We start from the raw sequence: 17,357 nt of genomic DNA on the forward strand, positions 1-17,357 counted from the left end.
TATTGTGGAATATTGCTCATCTCTCTGGCCTTAAGCAGCCTACTGATCTGCCTCACACTACTTGGTCAATCACAATCAACACTATCGATTGCTTTTGCAGTATTCAGCACAGTCTTATTCAGTGGCGCTTATATCTATTATGCCAAACGACACACCTCACCTGTCGTTGAACTCAAGCTACTCAAAAACATTAAACTCAAAGTTTCTATTTGGGTCTATCTCGCAGTGCCGGGTGTCTTTACCGGAGTAAATATTCTTAGCATTTTTTTACTGCACGACGTCTTGCATTTAACAGCCGCACAAACCGGTAGTTTTATGTTGCTCTATGCATTCATGGCACTCGTCGCCATGCTTTTGGTACGTCGCTACTATCAGCAATTTACAGCAAAAAAGTTATTTTACGCTGCTGTAATTATTCATAGTCTAGGAATTTTATCTTTGGCTTGGGTTGAGAGCACACAATCTGTTGTATGGGTCAGCGTGGCCTATTTGGCCATGGGGTTCGGTGGAGGTTTGGCAGCCAACACTGCGCAAAGCACCGCACTATTAGATTTCCCAGAACAGCTTTTACCTCAAGCCAGTGTCATTTGGAATATCAATCGCCAGATCAGTTTTAGCTTAGGCAGTGCGGTATTGCTTATGCTGTTTTACCTACTCCAACAAAAATTACCACAGCTACAACTACTTCAGCTTTACCACCTTATTTTTATCATTGCAGCTCTCATCGGCAGTTTACCTATTTTTATACTTTACCAACTCAAGGATTAACTTATGTCAGTTACTCAAGCGATTCAACATGTGCAAACTTTAATTCAAGATATTCAGTCACTGTTTAGTCAACCCGCACAGCCTGAAAAGCTTTCGCGCTTTATGGATCACTTCTCACCACAGTTTGAAATGATTGGTATCACTGGCGCACGGCTTAACTTAAATCAAGTTGAGGACTTGTTTAAGCGCAATATGGGGGCCTTTCCAGACATCGTTATTGAAGTCGATGATATTACTGTAATCATGCAAACAGCTGATTTTGTCATCTTACGTTATCAGGAAACCCAACAGAAATCAGGACAATGTCATCGCCGTATCGCAACAGTATGTATTGAGTTCCATGTGGAACAATGTCGCTGGCGCTATCTACATGAAACAACCATCAGCTAAGTACAATAAAAATGCCAGCTCACGACGAACTGGCATTTTTATGTTGAACAATGGGTTAGCCTAATTTAATAAGCACATGCCCAATCGCAAATACACCTTACCATCCTAAAGCTTGTTGCTGCTTTTGAATCAATTCATTAATACCCTTCTCAGCCAATTCCAACATGGTATTGCACTGTTCACGCGTAAACGGTTTATCTTCAGCAGTTCCCTGAATTTCAATAAACTCGCCTGATTGAGTCATCACCACGTTCAAGTCAGTTTGACAGTTTGAATCTTCTTCGTAGCACAAGTCTAAAAGTGCTTCGTCTTGATACATGCCCACAGAAACTGCTGCAACTAGACCTTTAAGTGGATCATGTTTGATTTTTTTCTGTGCCAATAAATAATTCATCGCATCAATTAATGCAACTGCAGCACCTGTAATTGCTGCTGTACGTGTACCACCATCAGCTTGAATCACATCACAGTCAATACTGATCGTGTTTTCACCCAATTTTTTCAAATCCACCATGGCACGTAGACTACGACCAATTAAACGTTGAATTTCTTGTGTACGTCCACTTTGTTTACCACGTGCAGCTTCACGATCACTACGTGTATGCGTTGAACGTGGCAACATACCATACTCTGCTGTTACCCAGCCTTGCCCCTGACCTTTTAAAAAACGTGGAACTGAATTATCGACGCTGGCAGTACACAATACTTTTGTATGACCAAACTCGACCAGAACAGAACCTTCTGCATAGCGTGTATAGTTACGTGTGATTTTAATTTCACGAAGTTGATCTAATGCACGTTGGTCTATACGCATAACTCATCCTTATTCAGGCTTAATTTAATTGCGTAATAGTATAACAGATGTGTTTTAAAGGGTGAGCTGAATCCACAGATCAATAAACATTAATTTAACCGATCAATTTAGCCACGTAATATTGGCTTGATAATTAATTATTTGTTAAAAACTTTTGATAGACTCAAACTAATTTATCTTTGCCTGAAACATTCATGTCAATTCGTGATGAACGTAAACAACAAAGTCGGCAAGCATTATTAGATGCTGCACTACGCTTGAGTGTATCTGGTCGATCATTTTCAGCGGTTAGTCTGCGTGAAATCACTCGTGAAGTTGGTTTAGTCCCTGCGGCTTTTTATCGACATTTCCAAAATACTGAACAGCTCGCTGAAGAGCTTGTCGATCAAGTCGCATTACACTTTAAAAGTCTACAACATCAGTTCCATCAGATCTATTTTCGTGATCCGAAAAGTAGCATCTTACACGGCTTAGATTATTTTTTATTGGCAGTTGAGCAACACCCTGAAATCTGGATGTTCATTATTGCAGAACGTTGGGGCGGATCAGACAAACTGCGTCAAGCTATTGCCAGAGAAATTGACTTTTTGATCCACGACTTTAGTCAAGCTTTGATACGCTTAGATCATCTGCGCCAATATACTTGCCCCGACCCTGAGGAATGCTATCAATTGGCCAGTGTTTTAATCAACCTATCTTTTACTTGGGCAATGACTTGGATCACTGTAAATCAACATCATTGCACGGCGAGCCAACAGCAGGAAAAAACCTTATTGCATGAGCAAATAGTGAAACAGATTAAACTGATTTTTCGTGGCCGTTCACAAGCAACTCCAGTTGTAACTGCATGATCTAAATGTAGATTAAAAAACCCGCCGTAGCGGGTTTAAATATGAGGGCATGGATTTAGCTATCGCTTATTTTGCTTTACGCTCTTGTTCTACCAAATAACTAATCACTTGTGGAACTTTCTCAGCATCACCTTGTACAACGTACTTGCCATTGACCACAACTGCTGGCACGCCAGTCAATTGGTATTGTTGTGCTAATTTATTTGACTCAGCGATTTTTGCAGTCACTGCAAATGAATTAAATAAGCTATTAAATTTTGCTTCTGGCACACCAAATTTGGTAAAGAATTTTGCCTGCGACTGTTGATCGTAAATCTGCTGACCTTGCTGATGAATCGCATTAAACATTGGAATATGTGTACGCTTACGAATGCCTAGGGCTTCAGCAACATAGTAACCACGCGCACTTTGTTCCCAAGTTTTGTTCATTGCAGCAGGTGTGCGGACAAAATGTACATCTTTAGGTAATGCTTTTAACCAAACTTGCATCGGCTTTTCTAAACTATAGCAATGACCACAGCCATAGAAGAAAAATTCACGTACTTCAATTTTTCCCGGAACTTCACTTTTTCCTGGATTAGTTAAAACAGTGTAGTCCTTGCCGGCAACAAAGTTTGCAGCCATAGTTTGCATAGATAGCGCGGTTAGGGCGATTGTTATTCCACTTAATATATACTTCTTCATTGACTTAGTTTTCCTCAAGGTCATAGGCACTAGCATATGCACTAACTATAAAACAAATATAGGAAAATCGTTTTTATTCTGTGAACTTTTTTACATGATTGATCGCTTTTTTTTGAATAATCGCTACACTAACATGGCTTAAAGATGTTTTTAATGACAAATAAATGATTACGAGGTGAGTGCTATGACGCAACTTAATGTCGATCCACAAGAAATTGCGAAATTTGAAGCACTAGCTGCGCTATGGTGGGATCAACATTCAGAGTTCCGACCACTTCACCAAATTAACCCACTGCGTCTGAACTGGGTCGATGAGCATTCGGGTGGTTTAAACGGTAAAAAAATTCTTGATGTTGGCTGTGGTGGCGGTATTTTGGCTGAGAGTATGGCACGTCGTGGCGCACAAGTACTTGGTATCGATATGGGCGAAGCACCTCTCAATGTTGCACGCCTTCATGCAGAACAAGAAAATGTTGACAATATCGAATATCGTCAAGTGCCTGTAGAACAACTCGCTGAAGAACAAGCTGGGCAATACGACATTGTGACATGCATGGAAATGCTTGAGCATGTACCCGATCCAGCATCGATTATTCAAGCATGTCAAAAATTGGTAAAGCCGGGTGGCCACGTATTTTTCTCGACCATTAACCGCAATCCTAAAGCATATTTATTCGCGATCATTGGTGCTGAATATGTTTTACGTCTGTTAAAAAAAGGCACTCATGATTATCACAAGTTTATTAAACCCTCTGAACTTGCACATGATATTCGTCAAGCAGGTCTTGAACTTAAAGATATGACTGGCTTGCACTATAACCCACTCACCAAACATTACTGGCTCGCAGCAAATGTTGATGTGAACTACATGGTTTATACGGTGAAAAAGGACGCATAATGAAAGCAGTACTGTTTGACTTAGATGGCACACTCATTGATACCGCTGCAGATTTTATTCGCATCATTCAAGATATGTGCCGTGAGGAAGGTCGTGAAATTGTTTCAGCTGAATTGATTCGTACACAAGTGTCAGAAGGTGCGCGTGCGATGGTTCAATTGGTCTATCCTGAACTCGACAGTACTGATCCCATTTTTTTAGCACACAGACAGCGTTTCTTAGATACATATGGCGAAAACATTGCTGTAGACACAGACTTGTTCCAACATATGCCTGCTCTATTGGCTCAACTTGAGGCTCACAATATCCCTTGGGGAATCGTGACAAACAAACCTCGCGGCTTGTCTGAGTCACTATTACAAGCACTCAATCTAACTGAACGCTGCGCTGTCTTAGTCTGTCCTGAAGATGTGCGTCATACTAAACCAGACCCAGAACCCATGTATCTTGCTGCACAGCAACTGAGTTTAGATGCAACTGAAATCATCTATGTGGGCGACCATCCTCGTGATATCGACGCTGGACGCAATGCACAAATGTATAGCATTTTAGCAGCATATGGCTATCTGCCATTGGCACATAAAGATGATTTGGCAGCATGGCAAGCAGACTGTATTATTCATAGCGTGCCAGAATTACAACAGCAGTTACAATCCCTGCTAAAATTGAACTAAATTAATAAAGTGTGATCCATCACAACAACATTTTTTCGGAGCTTTTATGACATTTTCACAATATCAACCGCGCCCGGATTTACTTAAAGATAAAATCATTTTAATTACAGGTGCGGGTGACGGTATTGGCCGTGCTGCTGCAATCAGCTATGCTTTACATGGCGCCACAGTCGTCCTACATGGTCGTACGCTGAACAAGCTTGAAGTTATCTATGACGAGATTGAGGGGCTTGGAGCACCTCAACCCGCGATTTTGCCTCTACAGCTTTCGACTGCAACTTCACATGATTATGAACTATTACTCAATACATTAGAAAAGCAATTCGGACGTCTCGATGGCATCTTACACAACGCAGGTATATTAGGCGAACGCACAGAACTTGCTCATTATCCTGCTGAAGTTTGGGATGATGTGATGGCCGTCAATCTTCGTGCACCTTTTGTTTTAACACAAGCTTTACTGCCTTTATTACAAAAATCTGAGCATGCTTCCGTGATCTTTACCAGTTCAGGTGTTGGCCGTGAGGTCCGTGCGCAATGGGGTGCTTATTCGATTTCTAAAATTGCAATTGAAGCAACCAGTAAGTTATTTGCAACAGAACATGTCCATCCAAATATTCGCTTTAACTGCATCAATCCAGGTGGAACACGTACTGCAATGCGTGCAAAAGCCTACCCTGACGAAGACCCAAAAACATTGCAAACCCCAGAGCAGATCATGCCAGCCTACTTATATCTAATGGGTGAAGATAGCTTATCTTTAAATGGCGCAAGCATTGATGCTCAAGGCTAAAGTAAAGTTTGCCCAAAACTAAATTTGGGCAAACTCTCTTTGTCTTATATCGACAACAATATGAAATTAAAATCAAAAATCATAATCTCTATTGTATAGATATGACGCCAAGCCATGCTTGCTCATTTGGAAAAAATCAAACATCAAATGCATGTTGTAAACATATTTTTTCTACAGCAACATGCCTTTTTTATAGAGTCTTCACAGTTTCTCTGCATTTACGCAGTACAGTATGAGCGTGAAAAACTTAGTTTTTAACGCAGGAGGATCATCATGAATAAGCTACTGGTAGTATCTGCGGTTATATTAAATTTGCTGTTGGTCAACCAAATATCCTATGCAGATCCAGGTCACGGCCATAAAAGAGAATATCGTGATCGAGAAGCTCGCAGCAATTTTCAGGGTAATGAAGATGATGACAACCTGCAAGAGAAACGTCGTCTGCGTGAAGAACGCGGCCTAAGACGCCTGCAACAACATCAATGGCAACCAGGTTATGTTATGCCTCAACACTATCGTGGTAATGGTTATAAAGTTGATTATCGTGAGCAAAACTTACCCAAGCCTGCACAAAACCAACAATGGTATAAAATTAACAACGACTATATTTTGATTGACTCTGATAGTAACAACATCATCAAAATACAAGGGTTATAGTGAGTGAGCAGTCGTGGCCAATGCCTGCTCAACTCTGACCAAAACACCACATTCAAATAGCGTTTAGCTCTCCACATATGCTTCACGCTATTCACAATCAGTAAAATGTTCACCCATTTTAAATCTGCAATACAGCATTAGTCTAAGCAACTAGATTCAAGACCAACGCTTATTGGAGTTAAAATGAATAAATTCTTCACTAGCCTACTCTTCATAGGTTGTACACTCACCACAACAGTGACCATAGCTGGATCACAGCATAACCAGCATCATTACAATCAGCAGCACCATCATACGCAAGTGCAACGCTGGCAGTCTGGACAATACTTTCCACAGCATAAAAACTATGTCGCAATAGACCATCATAGAGTTCGTCACTTGCCACAACCTGGTCGCTATCAACGTTGGTATCGAATCAATCAACAATATGTGCTCGTCAATACCCGTGATCACCGAATTGTACGTGTTCATCATTGAATGAGTTAAAGCCGATGTTTTATTTTCCTGCCCCATGCAGCACAAATCTGCTGTGTTTGGGGCAACTTTAACTATGCATCCATGCAATTTGCTGTGTTTTCCACCATCTAAGCGATAAGTTTGCAGTTTTGTTCAGTATAATCAATCCATACAGGCTTTCAGTTGATCACCTCATGCAAATGGATCCACATACTCCTAATCATAAAATGACCCAACAACATGTGCATTGGTTCCGTAATTCGGCACCTTATATCAATGCACATCGCAATAAAACTTTTGTGATCATGTTTGCTGGTGAAGCTGTACAACATGAAAATTTTCAACATATTATTCACGATATTGCCTTATTGCATTCTTTAGGGATCCGTCTTGTTCTGGTTCACGGCGCCCGCCCACAAATTAGTCAACAATTAAAAACTGCAGGAATTGAAACTCCTATACACCTCAATCGTCGAATTACCACACGCCAGTCGATTCCGAGTGTGATGCATGCAGTTGGATCAATTCGTTTAGAAATAGAAGCCTTACTCTCTATGGGTCTGGCAAACTCTCCAATGTATGGGGCGCGTATAGATGTCGTATCTGGTAATTTTGTCACTGCAAAACCTTATGGCATTCGAGGTGGCATAGATTTCCAATTGTCAGGAGAAGTCCGTTCGATCGATATCGAGGCCATCACCAGCCATTTAAATCATCATAATATCGTTTCAATGAGCCCAATTGGCTACTCAACGACTGGAGAAGTTTTTAACTTGTTGGCCGAAGAAGTTGCGACAAAAGCAGCCGTTGAGCTCAAAGCTGATAAGCTGATTTTTCTAGGAAATCAACAAGGCTTACTTGATGAGTTTGGCCAATTACTGCGTGAACTTTCACCACACCAACTCGATCAACATATTGTAAAATATCAAGACTCCAATCCAGATTTTTCACTTTATCTAAATAATGCAAAAACCGCGAGTTTAAATGGCGTACACCGTGTACACCTTATTTCCTATAGTTATGATGGTGCACTGATTGAAGAGTTATTTACTCGTGATGGATTTGGCACCATGATCACAGAGGCGCATTATGAAGAAGTTCGCATGGCCAATATTCATGATGTTGGTGGTCTGATTAACCTGCTACGCCCACTCGAACAAGAAGGTATTTTGGTTTATCGTTCGCGTGAATTACTTGAAAATGAAATCGGTCAATTTGCTGTAATTGAACGTGATGGCATGATTCTAGCCTGTGCAGCGCTATATCCAATCCCATCCGATCCAGGTCAAATTCACTCAGCTGAAATCGCCTGTATCGCTGTGCATCCACAATATCGAAAATCTAATAGAGGCACTCAGATTCTGCACTTCCTTGAAGCCAAAGCACGACAACAAGGTATTGAACAAGTCTTTGTACTGACAACTCGTACCTCGCATTGGTTTATTGAACATGATTTCCATCCAGTCAGTGTCGATGAGCTACCATCTGCGCGACAAGAACTTTATAACTTTCAACGCAACTCATTGGTCTTTAAGAAATCCTTAACTTAAGCACACAGATCAATTCAGCAAAATGTATTAGAAAAAATATGATTTGTTTCACGTGGAGTTCAATATTTGCTCCACAATTTTTGCTTTCATTTGAACATGTAGGACGACATTTGATTGAGCACTTACTGTCAAAATTTAGATGATAAGCCGCACCATCATATGTACAATAATCAGGTACTATGACAACGCACAAAAAATACAAGTTTTGTTGTTTTTCATGACAAAACCACCAATGATGTGTTTATAACCAAACAATTATGCTTTTAAGTGAACTAAAAATAATATAAAGAATTATCTGTGCAAAAACATATGAATATTCTCAAAAACATGCACTAGATACTATTTACTTGTATTGTATAAATTATTTTAGTAGTGAACCTTATAATAAATAAAAAAATGGAATAATGTAGCATAAATTACAGATGAAAAATTTCTGCATATCAACATTTATCTTACTTACATCACAGAACCCCTAAAATACAGACAGAAATTATACAATATAAAAAAATCATTCCCTCTTTATGCATAAAGGAATATACATTTAATTAATTTTACTTCACAATTGACTTAAAAGTCGGTTACATGCTTATCAACAAATTAAGCATTTTACCGTACAATTTAGCCACCAATTTTCAATGAAATGAGCTGAAATGGAACAGAAAAAAAGCACCCAAAAACGGCAACAGCTACTTGCTGCTGCGCTTGATGTATTTTCGCTATATGGATTTAATGGAGCAAGTCTGGACGAGATTGCACAATTAGCAGAAATGCATAAATCTAATATTTTCTACTACTATGAAAATAAAGAAGCGCTCTACATCGAAGTACTGACTAGTGTTATGCAAAAATGGTTAATTCCATTGCATGAGCTAAAGGCAGAGCTCGAACCTGCTGAAGCAATCTCTCTCTATCTAATGCAAAAAATCGAAGTTTCACGCACTCAGCCCAAAGCTTCAAAACTCTATGCATTAGAAATTATCCAAGGTGCCCCACATATTCACGCAATATTAAAAGGCCCATTGAAAAAGCTCTTTAAACGCAAAGCCAAAGTCATCTTCAACTGGCAAGAACAGGGCAAGATATCCGCACAAATAGATCCAGAGCTATTGTTAATCAATCTTTGGGGCATAACGCAAAACTATGCAGACTTTAGTACGCAAATTGAGTTTCTTGTAGGTAAAACTCTACGCAATCGTAATCTGTATCAACGTAGTATTGAGCATACGGTTCATCTTATCTTATACGGAATGGTGCCACGTACATGACCCAAGATTTAGAGATATAAGTAAATTTTGGCACACGGCCATAGCAATCACTATGGTCGCCTAAAACGACTTCATACGAGCCATGTCCTACCAATAACAATAAACTCGATTTATGATTTAATATCCTGATAAAACGACAATAATTTCTTTGCACCCAATAACAAATTATCTTCCCACTCAAGATGCGCCTGTTGATTTGCACCATCACTAATATATTTGACTGAAATCAAATTTACTCCGAGTTTTTTACAAACCTTGGCAATTGCATAGCCTTCCATGTCAACCAAATTACAAGCAAGAGGTGCAGCGGCAGTAGCAAAGTTATCCCCTGTTCCACAGGTCCCTTTTCGTAACTGTGAAAAATTAGGCTGTAAATCAATATGACAAGGATAATGCTCATCCATAGGAGTAACCCCAATCTCAAAGCCTAAAGCAGAGACATCCATATCTCTTTGCACAAAACGAGTCACTTCAACCAACTCATGCGCATCAAAAAAATGACTACCTGCTGTGCCCAGATTAAGTAATGTATGACACCCTGTTTGCATAATGACTTGATAAGCTTTAAAGGCGGCGTTGACCTTACCAATGCCGCTATAATGCACATCGATCTGCTGTTGTTCAAAAAGTCCTTGTGATTCACTTGGCAAAGCCATCATTAATGCCATCTGCTGTGTATTGAGCATGGTATTTAACATCTCACTATGATTGAGGGTGCTTATCATACGAGATTTGGCCCAAAAAACATTGGGCCATGTAGAAGATTAATTTGCTGTCCAAACTCAAGGTTGTCTAACGAAATGAGCCTGTTGCTCTAAGTAACTTTTTAAACATGGTGAGAAAAATAAATCTCCACGATAAATTCCCACACTTGTTTTCCCAATGACGATACACCAAAGTGTACACAGCAACGCGGCTAAACCTAAGCCAATACTATGTATGGCATGTAGTTCTGTTTGTGCGGCCAACTGAAGTACGGCCAAAGTAAATACCCCCAATGGGAAGGTCAATGCCCACCACCCTAGGTTAAAAGCAAGCTGCTTGGCATGACTTAGGCTTGTTAAAATTGCAATGGCAAACCACCACACTCCAAAACCAAGGAGTATCACACTGGTTAACCACCCTGCATATTTTAAAAACATACCCAATGTATGTAGCTGAAAATGCTCCATCATTGGCTGCCCTGCTGCTCCTAATACCAACAAAGCCAATGCCCCTGTACCAATCGGACCTAAAGCCAACCAACTGCTCATCGCCAGCTCTCGACTTGGCAACTGATGCAACGCCAAACGCAACATTAAAATACTCAGTACAGCAAATGCAGGAAGTACTGACATTCCCCAAAGCACATAACTCGCGATCAAAATACCTAAGCTTTCTGCATTATTGGGTAAATGTTGTATCAGTAAGCCACCAGATGTTGCTGCAACTTCACATGCCACGATGGGTAATAACCACATGGCAGTCATGTTATGCAAATGATGCTCCTGACGACTGAACATACAAAAAGGCACGACAATCCCAATCGTCACTGCTAAGAATATATCGACATACCACAAGCTATGCGCAATTTGGATTGCGATATCACCATATAAATCTATGCCGTATTTTAAAAATCCATTCAATAATGTTGCTAGAGCCATAGGGATCGCACCCAAAAATAAAGCCATACTAGGGTGTGAAAAAATCTGCTGAGCTTCTTTAGGGTAAATTATCCAGCGTAATGCATAAAGCACACTAAAAATGCTGAAGAAGACAATATTAATTTGCCATAATGTTTGTGCAAGCCAGAGTAATTCTGTTGATCCTGACGCAAACTCTGGCAAAATCAATGAAACCACACCTGTTCCCATAACCATGGTGAACCAATTGGGCGTAAATTGACGGATTAATTCACGTGGTTGTTGTAAATGGTAAAATGGTTTTTTCATTGATGCCTTCCTTTAACAATCTATTTGCTAAATTGATGCTTAGATTATATGTAATTCTTATAATGTAAAAAATTGATTTATACACATAACTTTCATAAGTTAAATTGATATAATTAAATTCACAGGTTTTTTTTGAGTAAAAACACAACAACAAGACGAAATTATGAGATTATGGCAGAATACCCCTTTTTGAATGTTAAGCTGATTTTGAAATCATGAAGCTGTTGCGCTTAAATGCTTTATCACCAAATCTAAAATTACCAGCTACTGCGGTAACTATAGGCAATTTTGATGGCGTCCATCTTGGACATCAAGCCATGATTTCGCAGCTTAAAAGTATTGCGGAGCCACTTCATCTTAAGACCTTGGTGATTGTCTTTGAACCACAACCACTTGAGTTTTTTAAAGGTGCAGAAGCCCCTCCGCGCATTAGTTCACTCAGAGAAAAAGTTGAACATCTGACTGAGCTTGGTGTCGACTATATAGCTATTGCCAAGTTTAATAATGATTTCCGTAGTCTAAGCGCACATGCCTTTGCAGAGCTCTTAAAACATCAACTCAATGCACAGAATCTTGTGCTGGGTGATGATTTTCATTTTGGTAAAGACCGTCAAGGCAATAGTCAATTTTTAAAAGATTATGGGTTTCAAGTTACCAATCTACCTACGATTAAACATTTAGGTGAAAGGGTCAGTTCCACCCGTATTCGACAAGTCTTACAATCCGGTGATTTAGCCTTGGCAGCACAGCTCCTAGGTCGCCCTTATAGTATGGTTGGTCGAGTACAATATGGTGATCAAATTGGCCGTACACTCAACTTCCCAACCATTAACGTGGCAGTTAACCGACATAAACCTTGTCTTAAAGGTATTTATGCCGTGGAAGTGATCTGTGAAACTCAATCACTCAGTGATAAAGTCAAAGCAGATCAACCCAGTAAACCTGGGATTGCAGGCTACCAAGCAGATGCCTTATTCGGTGCGGCAAATGTAGGGACTCGTCCTGCGATTAAACAAGAGCAACCAGAATGGCGATTAGAAGTTCATTTTCCCGAAGTTTCTGCTAATCTGTATGGCTTGTTAATGCGGGTAAAATTCCTCCACCATTTGCATGGTGAACGTAATTATCCGTCTCTCGAAGCGCTTCAAGAAGGTATTGACGATGATGTCGTAAAATTGCTCGAATTTAGACGCAATACATCAGAGTCACCTTTTTAATTTAAAATTTACTGTAAAACAACGTGTCAGCACAGCGGCTGATGAAAACTTGGATGACATCTTGCATGAGCGATAAGCAAACTTCTGAAAATGTAGTGGATTATAAAGCCACCCTGAACCTCCCAGGTACTGAATTTGCGATGAAAGCAAATCTCGCAGTACGTGAAGAGAAATGGATTGAACAGTGGTATGCCGACAACATTTATCAGCAGATTCGTAACTCGCGAATTGGTAAGAAAAAATATGTCTTACATGATGGCCCTCCATATGCAAACGGCACACTGCACTTAGGCCATGTTGTTAACAAAGTACTTAAAGATATTATTGTTAAAAGCAAAACCTTAGAGGGCTTTGACGCACCTTATGTACCTGGTTGGGACTGTCACGGTTTACCAATCGAACTTAAAGTTGAAGAAAAAGTCGGAAAAGTTGGTGTAAATATTGATGCTTCAAGTTTCCGTAAAGCTTGTCGTGAATATGCCTACACACAAATCGACATCCAGAAAAAAGACTTTATACGTATGGGTGTAGTTGGGGATTGGGATAACCCGTACCTCACGATGAATTTTAAACAAGAAGCAGATATTGTCCGTACCTTAGGTGAAATCCAAAAAGCAGGACATATTCAGCCAGGTCTAAAGCCAGTGAACTGGTGTATGGATTGTGGTTCTGCACTTGCAGAAGCAGAAGTAGAATACGAAGATAAAAAATCAGATGCTATTGATGTTGGCTTTGGCGTAGTTGACCTCAAAGATCTCTCTGCACGTCTTGGTGTTGAAGTAACTACAGCAACAGATGTGGTCATTTGGACAACAACACCGTGGACACTTGCAGCAAACCAAGCCGTCAGTTTCCATGCTGAACTCGAATATCAATTGGTGCAAGTTCAAGCTGAACATGGTGTACATAACCTCATTTTAGCGAAAGATTTAGTTGCATCAGCCTGTGAACGTTACAAATTAGAATCGTTCACTGTCTTGGCAGAATTTGCAGGTCAAGTACTGGAAAATCTGAGTCTACAACACCCATTAATTGCTGAACGCCAAGTTCCGGCAATTTTAGGTGAGCATGTCACTGCGACAAGTGGTACAGGGGCTGTACATACTGCACCTGGCCATGGTGTAGACGACTATAAAGTTGGTTTACAGTACCAACTTGCTGTTGATAATCCAGTGGGTGGTAATGGTGTTTACTTAGCAACATCACCACTATTTGCTGGCGTGCATATCTATAAAGCCAATCCTCAAGTGATTGAAGCATTAGGTGCAGTTAATAAACTATGGGCACACCAAGTAATCGTACATAGTTACCCGCACTGCTGGCGCCACAAAACACCTATTATCTTCCGTGCTACTCCACAGTGGTTCATCAGCATGGATGCACAAAACTTAAGACAGCAGGCATTAAATGCTATCGAGAATGACATTCAATTTGTCCCTGACTGGGGTAAAAATCGAATTGAATCAATGATTGATGGTCGTCCAGACTGGTGTATTTCACGTCAAAGAACTTGGGGCGTACCTATCCCATTCTTTGTACATAAAGATAGCAATGAGCTACACCCTCGTACCTCAGAACTCCTTGAAGAAGTTGCTAAACTCATTGAGGTTGAAGGTATCGATGCTTGGTTTAACCGCGAAGCGAAAGACTTCCTTGGTGATGATGCAGAGCACTATAACTGTGTGCGTGACACCCTTGATGTCTGGTTTGACTCAGGAACAACACACTATGGCGTATTAAGACAGCGTCCTGAACTACAAGAACCGGCTGATCTTTATCTTGAAGGTTCAGATCAACACCGTGGTTGGTTCCAGTCTTCATTGCTCACATCAGTCGCAATCAACGGGAAAGCACCCTATAAAGCGCTTCTAACGCATGGCTTTACTGTAGATGATAAAGGCAGAAAACTGTCAAAATCATTGGGGAACTTTATCCCACTTGATGACATCATCAAACAATTAGGTGCTGATGGTCTACGTCTATATGTGGCTTCAAGTGACTATCGTTACGAGATCGCAGCAAGTAAAGAAATCTTTAGCCGTGTAAGCGATAGTTACCGTCGTATTCGTAACACACTACGTTTCTTACTGGCTAACCTAAATGGTTTTAAACCAAGCACTGATGCACTCAAAGTTGACGAATTAATCGCCATTGATCAGTACATCTTACAACGTGCAAGTGAAGTTCAAAAAACTATTCAAGCTGCATATGCTGATATGAACTTCCACCAAGTATGTAGCACGTTAACGGGCTTCTGTATCAATGATTTAGGTGGTTTCTATCTTGACATCATTAAAGACCGTCAATACACCAGTAAAGCAGATTCACAAGCACGTCACTCAGCACAGACTGCGTTGTATCACATAGTCCAAGCTTTTGTTCGTTGGATGAGCCCTATCTTAAGCTTTACTGCACAAGAAGCGTGGCCATTAATTCCAGAGCAAAACGAAGCATATGTCTTTACTGCCCATTGGTATGATATTCCTGTTGCATCGCAAGAAAACCTGCTTTCAGAAGCAGATTGGCAAACCCTTATTCAAGTAAAATCAGCAATCAACAAACAAATTGAAGCAGCACGTAATGCCAAATTAATTGGCAGTAACCTATCTGCCAAAGTTGAGTTATGGGCGAGTGCAGATTTACAGAAAGTACTTAATCAATTGGGCGATGAACTTCGCTTCGTACTCATTACCTCTACTGCTGTCGTTTATGATGCTGCAGACGAAGGTGAAGCTACAGATCTCGAAGGTTTACGAGTTCGAGTATCGGCTGCCGAAGGTGAGAAATGTGTACGTTGCTGGCACGTCCTTCCTGACGTCAACAGCCATGCTACACACCCTGGTCTATGTGGACGTTGTATTATAAACGTCACTGGCAGTGGCGAAGTGAGAAAATATGCCTAACCCTCAAAATAAAAAGGGCTTATTTCAATTTTATCCACGTAACATTATGTGGCTTGGACTTTCAGTCCTTGCCATTATTTTGGATCAGTGGACTAAATCGATTGCCAGCACCCATTTAATTTATGCTCAATCTGTAGATGTTTTACCATTTTTAAATTGGACACTACTGCATAACTATGGTGCTGCTTTTAGTATGCTTTCCGATGCGGGTGGCTGGCAACGATACTTCTTTACCTCTTTAGCTGCAGGTGTTTCTGTCGTTTTTGTTTTTTGGCTGATGCGCATGCCAAAAAATACTTTGGTATTACCTGCTGCTATCGCCTTAATTTTAGGTGGAGCAATTGGTAACTTAATCGACCGAGTAACATTAGGGTATGTAGTTGATTTTATTCATGTATATTATCAACAAAATAACTTTCCAGCATTTAACCTTGCAGATAGTGCGATTACCCTCGGTACCATTTTATTGTTAGTTGATACTTTCTTTTTAGAAAAGAAACGTATTCAAAAAGCGGAAAAAAATCATGACTGATATTGTCTACCCCAATGAAGAAATACGCATCAGCGATGGTGCTCAAGTCGACTTACACTTCTCTGTCGCGATCGAAAATGGTGTAGAAATTGATAATACCCGTGGTCGAGAAAATCCAGTAAACCTTGTTATTGGTGATGGTAGTCTGTTACCTGGCTTTGAAAAAGCTTTATTTGGTTTACGCGCAGGCGACCGTCGTACTGTAAGTCTTCCTCCAGAAGATGCTTTTGGACCATGGAACCCAGAGAATATTCAACGTTTTGATACAGTTAAATTCGAACAAACACCTATTGTTGGTCATATGATCGAATTTGAAGACAAAGCCAAGACCAGCTTGTTTGGTGTGGTCAAATCAGTAAATGAAGATATTACTGAAGTTGACTTTAACCATCCGCTTGCTGGTAAGAATATTACTTTTGAAGTAGAGATCTACAAAGTTACACCAGCTGGCCAGCAAGGTATTAAACTGATGTAAGTTTTGCACATCATATTAAGCTCCTTCGGGAGCTTTTTTATTAAAAAACAATTAATTCAGAAGATAAAGCATTCGATAAAGCCTCTTTAAAATCAAATTACCACTCTTCGTACGTTATTTCGTACAACATGAAGGGTCTATAACCGCTAGTTCATCTTAGATATATTCAGTATTCTTTAACCATCAGGAGACAGGAAGTTTCCAGACAAAAATAATAATAAAAGTAGCAATACACGGATGCAAAAGGCGTAAACAGGACGTTTACTTAAACGATCAAATACTCGAAGGCTCCATCAGGATGATGGGGTCTTTTTTATCGCCCCACCGAGTCTCTAGCTATTCGGATAATCCCTCACATCATCTCTCCCCAGAGGCATCGGTATCTATACATCTTTGTGAGAATACCTAGGATACTCATGTCAGTTAAGCTTGTTATTATGCAAAGTATTCTACGTTACACCCTGACTCACGAGATCACTTTGGCTACACAACATTCCTT

18 protein-coding genes are annotated in these 17,357 nt (G+C 40.2%); 14 read left to right on the top strand and 4 right to left on the bottom strand.

Annotated elements, in window-relative coordinates:
* Together Aru01_RS15620 and Aru01_RS15625 are read left to right on the top strand one after the other, a co-directional pair.
* On the top strand, nt 1-768 hold a 768-nt coding region (locus Aru01_RS15620; RefSeq protein WP_042111581.1), incomplete at its 5' end, for an MFS transporter.
* A gap of 3 nt (nt 769-771) precedes the next feature.
* A complete protein-coding gene (locus Aru01_RS15625; RefSeq protein WP_016658023.1) occupies nt 772-1,158 on the top strand; it encodes a hypothetical protein in 387 nt (128 codons plus the stop codon).
* A gap of 97 nt (nt 1,159-1,255) precedes the next feature.
* On the opposite strand, the gene rph is transcribed toward Aru01_RS15625, so the two are convergent.
* Nucleotides 1,256-1,972, bottom strand: coding sequence for a ribonuclease PH (gene rph / locus Aru01_RS15630; protein WP_016658024.1), 717 nt, complete (start codon nt 1,970-1,972; stop codon nt 1,256-1,258).
* Between the two features lie 194 nt (nt 1,973-2,166).
* Here rph and Aru01_RS15635 point away from each other — a divergent pair, with 194 nt between their 5' ends.
* Complete coding sequence (locus Aru01_RS15635; protein ID WP_016658025.1) at nt 2,167-2,823, top strand: TetR family transcriptional regulator; 657 nt, start codon at nt 2,167-2,169, stop codon at nt 2,821-2,823.
* Nucleotides 2,824-2,889: 66 nt separating this feature from the next.
* On the opposite strand, the gene Aru01_RS15640 is transcribed toward Aru01_RS15635, so the two are convergent.
* Nucleotides 2,890-3,507 (bottom strand): thiol:disulfide interchange protein DsbA/DsbL, encoded by a 618-nt coding sequence (locus tag Aru01_RS15640; protein ID WP_016658026.1) that lies wholly within the window; start codon nt 3,505-3,507, stop codon nt 2,890-2,892.
* A 184-nt stretch (nt 3,508-3,691) separates the two neighbouring features.
* On the opposite strand from Aru01_RS15640, the gene ubiG reads away from it, so the two are divergent.
* The 7 genes from ubiG (at nt 3,692) to Aru01_RS15675 (ending at nt 9,800) form a co-directional block, all read left to right on the top strand.
* Nucleotides 3,692-4,405: a bifunctional 2-polyprenyl-6-hydroxyphenol methylase/3-demethylubiquinol 3-O-methyltransferase UbiG gene (ubiG, locus tag Aru01_RS15645; RefSeq protein ID WP_016658027.1), complete on the top strand. Its 714-nt coding sequence runs from the start codon at nt 3,692-3,694 to the stop codon at nt 4,403-4,405.
* Nucleotides 4,402-5,079 carry an HAD family hydrolase gene (locus tag Aru01_RS15650; RefSeq protein ID WP_171068182.1) on the top strand — a complete coding sequence of 226 codons (678 nt, stop codon included), beginning with the start codon at nt 4,402-4,404 and terminating at the stop codon, nt 5,077-5,079. Before ubiG ends, Aru01_RS15650 begins: the two co-directional genes overlap by 4 nt.
* A 46-nt stretch (nt 5,080-5,125) precedes the next feature.
* Nucleotides 5,126-5,872: a YciK family oxidoreductase gene (locus Aru01_RS15655; protein ID WP_016658029.1), complete on the top strand. Its 747-nt coding sequence runs from the start codon at nt 5,126-5,128 to the stop codon at nt 5,870-5,872.
* Between the two features lie 273 nt (nt 5,873-6,145).
* The gene (locus Aru01_RS15660) at nt 6,146-6,529 is read left to right on the top strand and encodes an RcnB family protein (protein WP_016658030.1); all 384 of its coding nucleotides are present in this window, start codon (nt 6,146-6,148) and stop codon (nt 6,527-6,529) included.
* A 183-nt stretch (nt 6,530-6,712) separates the two neighbouring features.
* Complete coding sequence (locus tag Aru01_RS15665; RefSeq protein WP_016658031.1) at nt 6,713-7,006, top strand: RcnB family protein; 294 nt, start codon at nt 6,713-6,715, stop codon at nt 7,004-7,006.
* A 173-nt stretch (nt 7,007-7,179) separates the two neighbouring features.
* Nucleotides 7,180-8,535: an amino-acid N-acetyltransferase gene (gene argA / locus Aru01_RS15670; RefSeq protein ID WP_016658032.1), complete on the top strand. Its 1,356-nt coding sequence runs from the start codon at nt 7,180-7,182 to the stop codon at nt 8,533-8,535.
* 650 nt (nt 8,536-9,185) lie between these two features.
* Nucleotides 9,186-9,800, top strand: coding sequence for a TetR family transcriptional regulator C-terminal domain-containing protein (locus tag Aru01_RS15675; protein ID WP_016658033.1), 615 nt, complete (start codon nt 9,186-9,188; stop codon nt 9,798-9,800).
* A 110-nt stretch (nt 9,801-9,910) separates the two neighbouring features.
* On the opposite strand, the gene Aru01_RS15680 is transcribed toward Aru01_RS15675, so the two are convergent.
* Both Aru01_RS15680 and Aru01_RS15685 read right to left on the bottom strand, forming a co-directional pair.
* The gene (locus tag Aru01_RS15680) at nt 9,911-10,486 is read right to left on the bottom strand and encodes a 5'-methylthioadenosine/S-adenosylhomocysteine nucleosidase family protein (protein WP_016658034.1); all 576 of its coding nucleotides are present in this window, start codon (nt 10,484-10,486) and stop codon (nt 9,911-9,913) included.
* Nucleotides 10,487-10,582: 96 nt separating this feature from the next.
* Nucleotides 10,583-11,731 (bottom strand): TDT family transporter, encoded by a 1,149-nt coding sequence (locus tag Aru01_RS15685; RefSeq protein ID WP_016658035.1) that lies wholly within the window; start codon nt 11,729-11,731, stop codon nt 10,583-10,585.
* 215 nt (nt 11,732-11,946) lie between these two features.
* On the opposite strand from Aru01_RS15685, the gene ribF reads away from it, so the two are divergent.
* From ribF to Aru01_RS15705, 4 genes are all read left to right on the top strand, one after another.
* Nucleotides 11,947-12,948, top strand: coding sequence for a riboflavin biosynthesis protein RibF (gene ribF, locus Aru01_RS15690; RefSeq protein ID WP_016658036.1), 1,002 nt, complete (start codon nt 11,947-11,949; stop codon nt 12,946-12,948).
* Nucleotides 12,949-13,013: 65 nt separating this feature from the next.
* The gene (gene ileS / locus Aru01_RS15695; RefSeq protein ID WP_016658037.1) at nt 13,014-15,851 is read left to right on the top strand and encodes an isoleucine--tRNA ligase; all 2,838 of its coding nucleotides are present in this window, start codon (nt 13,014-13,016) and stop codon (nt 15,849-15,851) included.
* Nucleotides 15,844-16,383, top strand: a complete 540-nt coding sequence (gene lspA / locus Aru01_RS15700; RefSeq protein WP_016658038.1) for a signal peptidase II — start codon at nt 15,844-15,846, stop codon at nt 16,381-16,383. The genes ileS and lspA overlap by 8 nt, the downstream gene beginning before the upstream one ends.
* Nucleotides 16,376-16,858, top strand: a complete 483-nt coding sequence (locus Aru01_RS15705; protein ID WP_016658039.1) for an FKBP-type peptidyl-prolyl cis-trans isomerase — start codon at nt 16,376-16,378, stop codon at nt 16,856-16,858. The genes lspA and Aru01_RS15705 overlap by 8 nt, the downstream gene beginning before the upstream one ends.
* The last annotated feature ends 499 nt before the right edge of the window (nt 16,859-17,357 follow it).

The organism is Acinetobacter rudis, assembly GCF_000829675.1.
Taxonomy (GTDB): domain Bacteria; phylum Pseudomonadota; class Gammaproteobacteria; order Pseudomonadales; family Moraxellaceae; genus Acinetobacter; species Acinetobacter rudis.

Excerpts from the sequence above, each read along its gene's own strand:
- Aru01_RS15625 (WP_016658023.1), top strand. The coding sequence starts at position 772 with ATGTCAGTTACTCAAGCGATTCAACATGTGCAAACTTTAATTCAAGAT.
- rph (WP_016658024.1), bottom strand. The coding sequence starts at position 1,972 with ATGCGTATAGACCAACGTGCATTAGATCAACTTCGTGAAATTAAAATC.
- Aru01_RS15635 (WP_016658025.1), top strand. The coding sequence starts at position 2,167 with ATGTCAATTCGTGATGAACGTAAACAACAAAGTCGGCAAGCATTATTA.
- Aru01_RS15640 (WP_016658026.1), bottom strand. The coding sequence starts at position 3,507 with ATGAAGAAGTATATATTAAGTGGAATAACAATCGCCCTAACCGCGCTA.
- ubiG (WP_016658027.1), top strand. The coding sequence starts at position 3,692 with ATGACGCAACTTAATGTCGATCCACAAGAAATTGCGAAATTTGAAGCA.
- Aru01_RS15655 (WP_016658029.1), top strand. The coding sequence starts at position 5,126 with ATGACATTTTCACAATATCAACCGCGCCCGGATTTACTTAAAGATAAA.
- Aru01_RS15660 (WP_016658030.1), top strand. The coding sequence starts at position 6,146 with ATGAATAAGCTACTGGTAGTATCTGCGGTTATATTAAATTTGCTGTTG.
- Aru01_RS15665 (WP_016658031.1), top strand. The coding sequence starts at position 6,713 with ATGAATAAATTCTTCACTAGCCTACTCTTCATAGGTTGTACACTCACC.
- argA (WP_016658032.1), top strand. The coding sequence starts at position 7,180 with ATGCAAATGGATCCACATACTCCTAATCATAAAATGACCCAACAACAT.
- Aru01_RS15675 (WP_016658033.1), top strand. The coding sequence starts at position 9,186 with ATGGAACAGAAAAAAAGCACCCAAAAACGGCAACAGCTACTTGCTGCT.
- Aru01_RS15680 (WP_016658034.1), bottom strand. The coding sequence starts at position 10,486 with ATGCTCAATACACAGCAGATGGCATTAATGATGGCTTTGCCAAGTGAA.
- Aru01_RS15685 (WP_016658035.1), bottom strand. The coding sequence starts at position 11,731 with ATGAAAAAACCATTTTACCATTTACAACAACCACGTGAATTAATCCGT.
- ribF (WP_016658036.1), top strand. The coding sequence starts at position 11,947 with ATGAAGCTGTTGCGCTTAAATGCTTTATCACCAAATCTAAAATTACCA.
- ileS (WP_016658037.1), top strand. The coding sequence starts at position 13,014 with ATGAGCGATAAGCAAACTTCTGAAAATGTAGTGGATTATAAAGCCACC.
- lspA (WP_016658038.1), top strand. The coding sequence starts at position 15,844 with ATGCCTAACCCTCAAAATAAAAAGGGCTTATTTCAATTTTATCCACGT.
- Aru01_RS15705 (WP_016658039.1), top strand. The coding sequence starts at position 16,376 with ATGACTGATATTGTCTACCCCAATGAAGAAATACGCATCAGCGATGGT.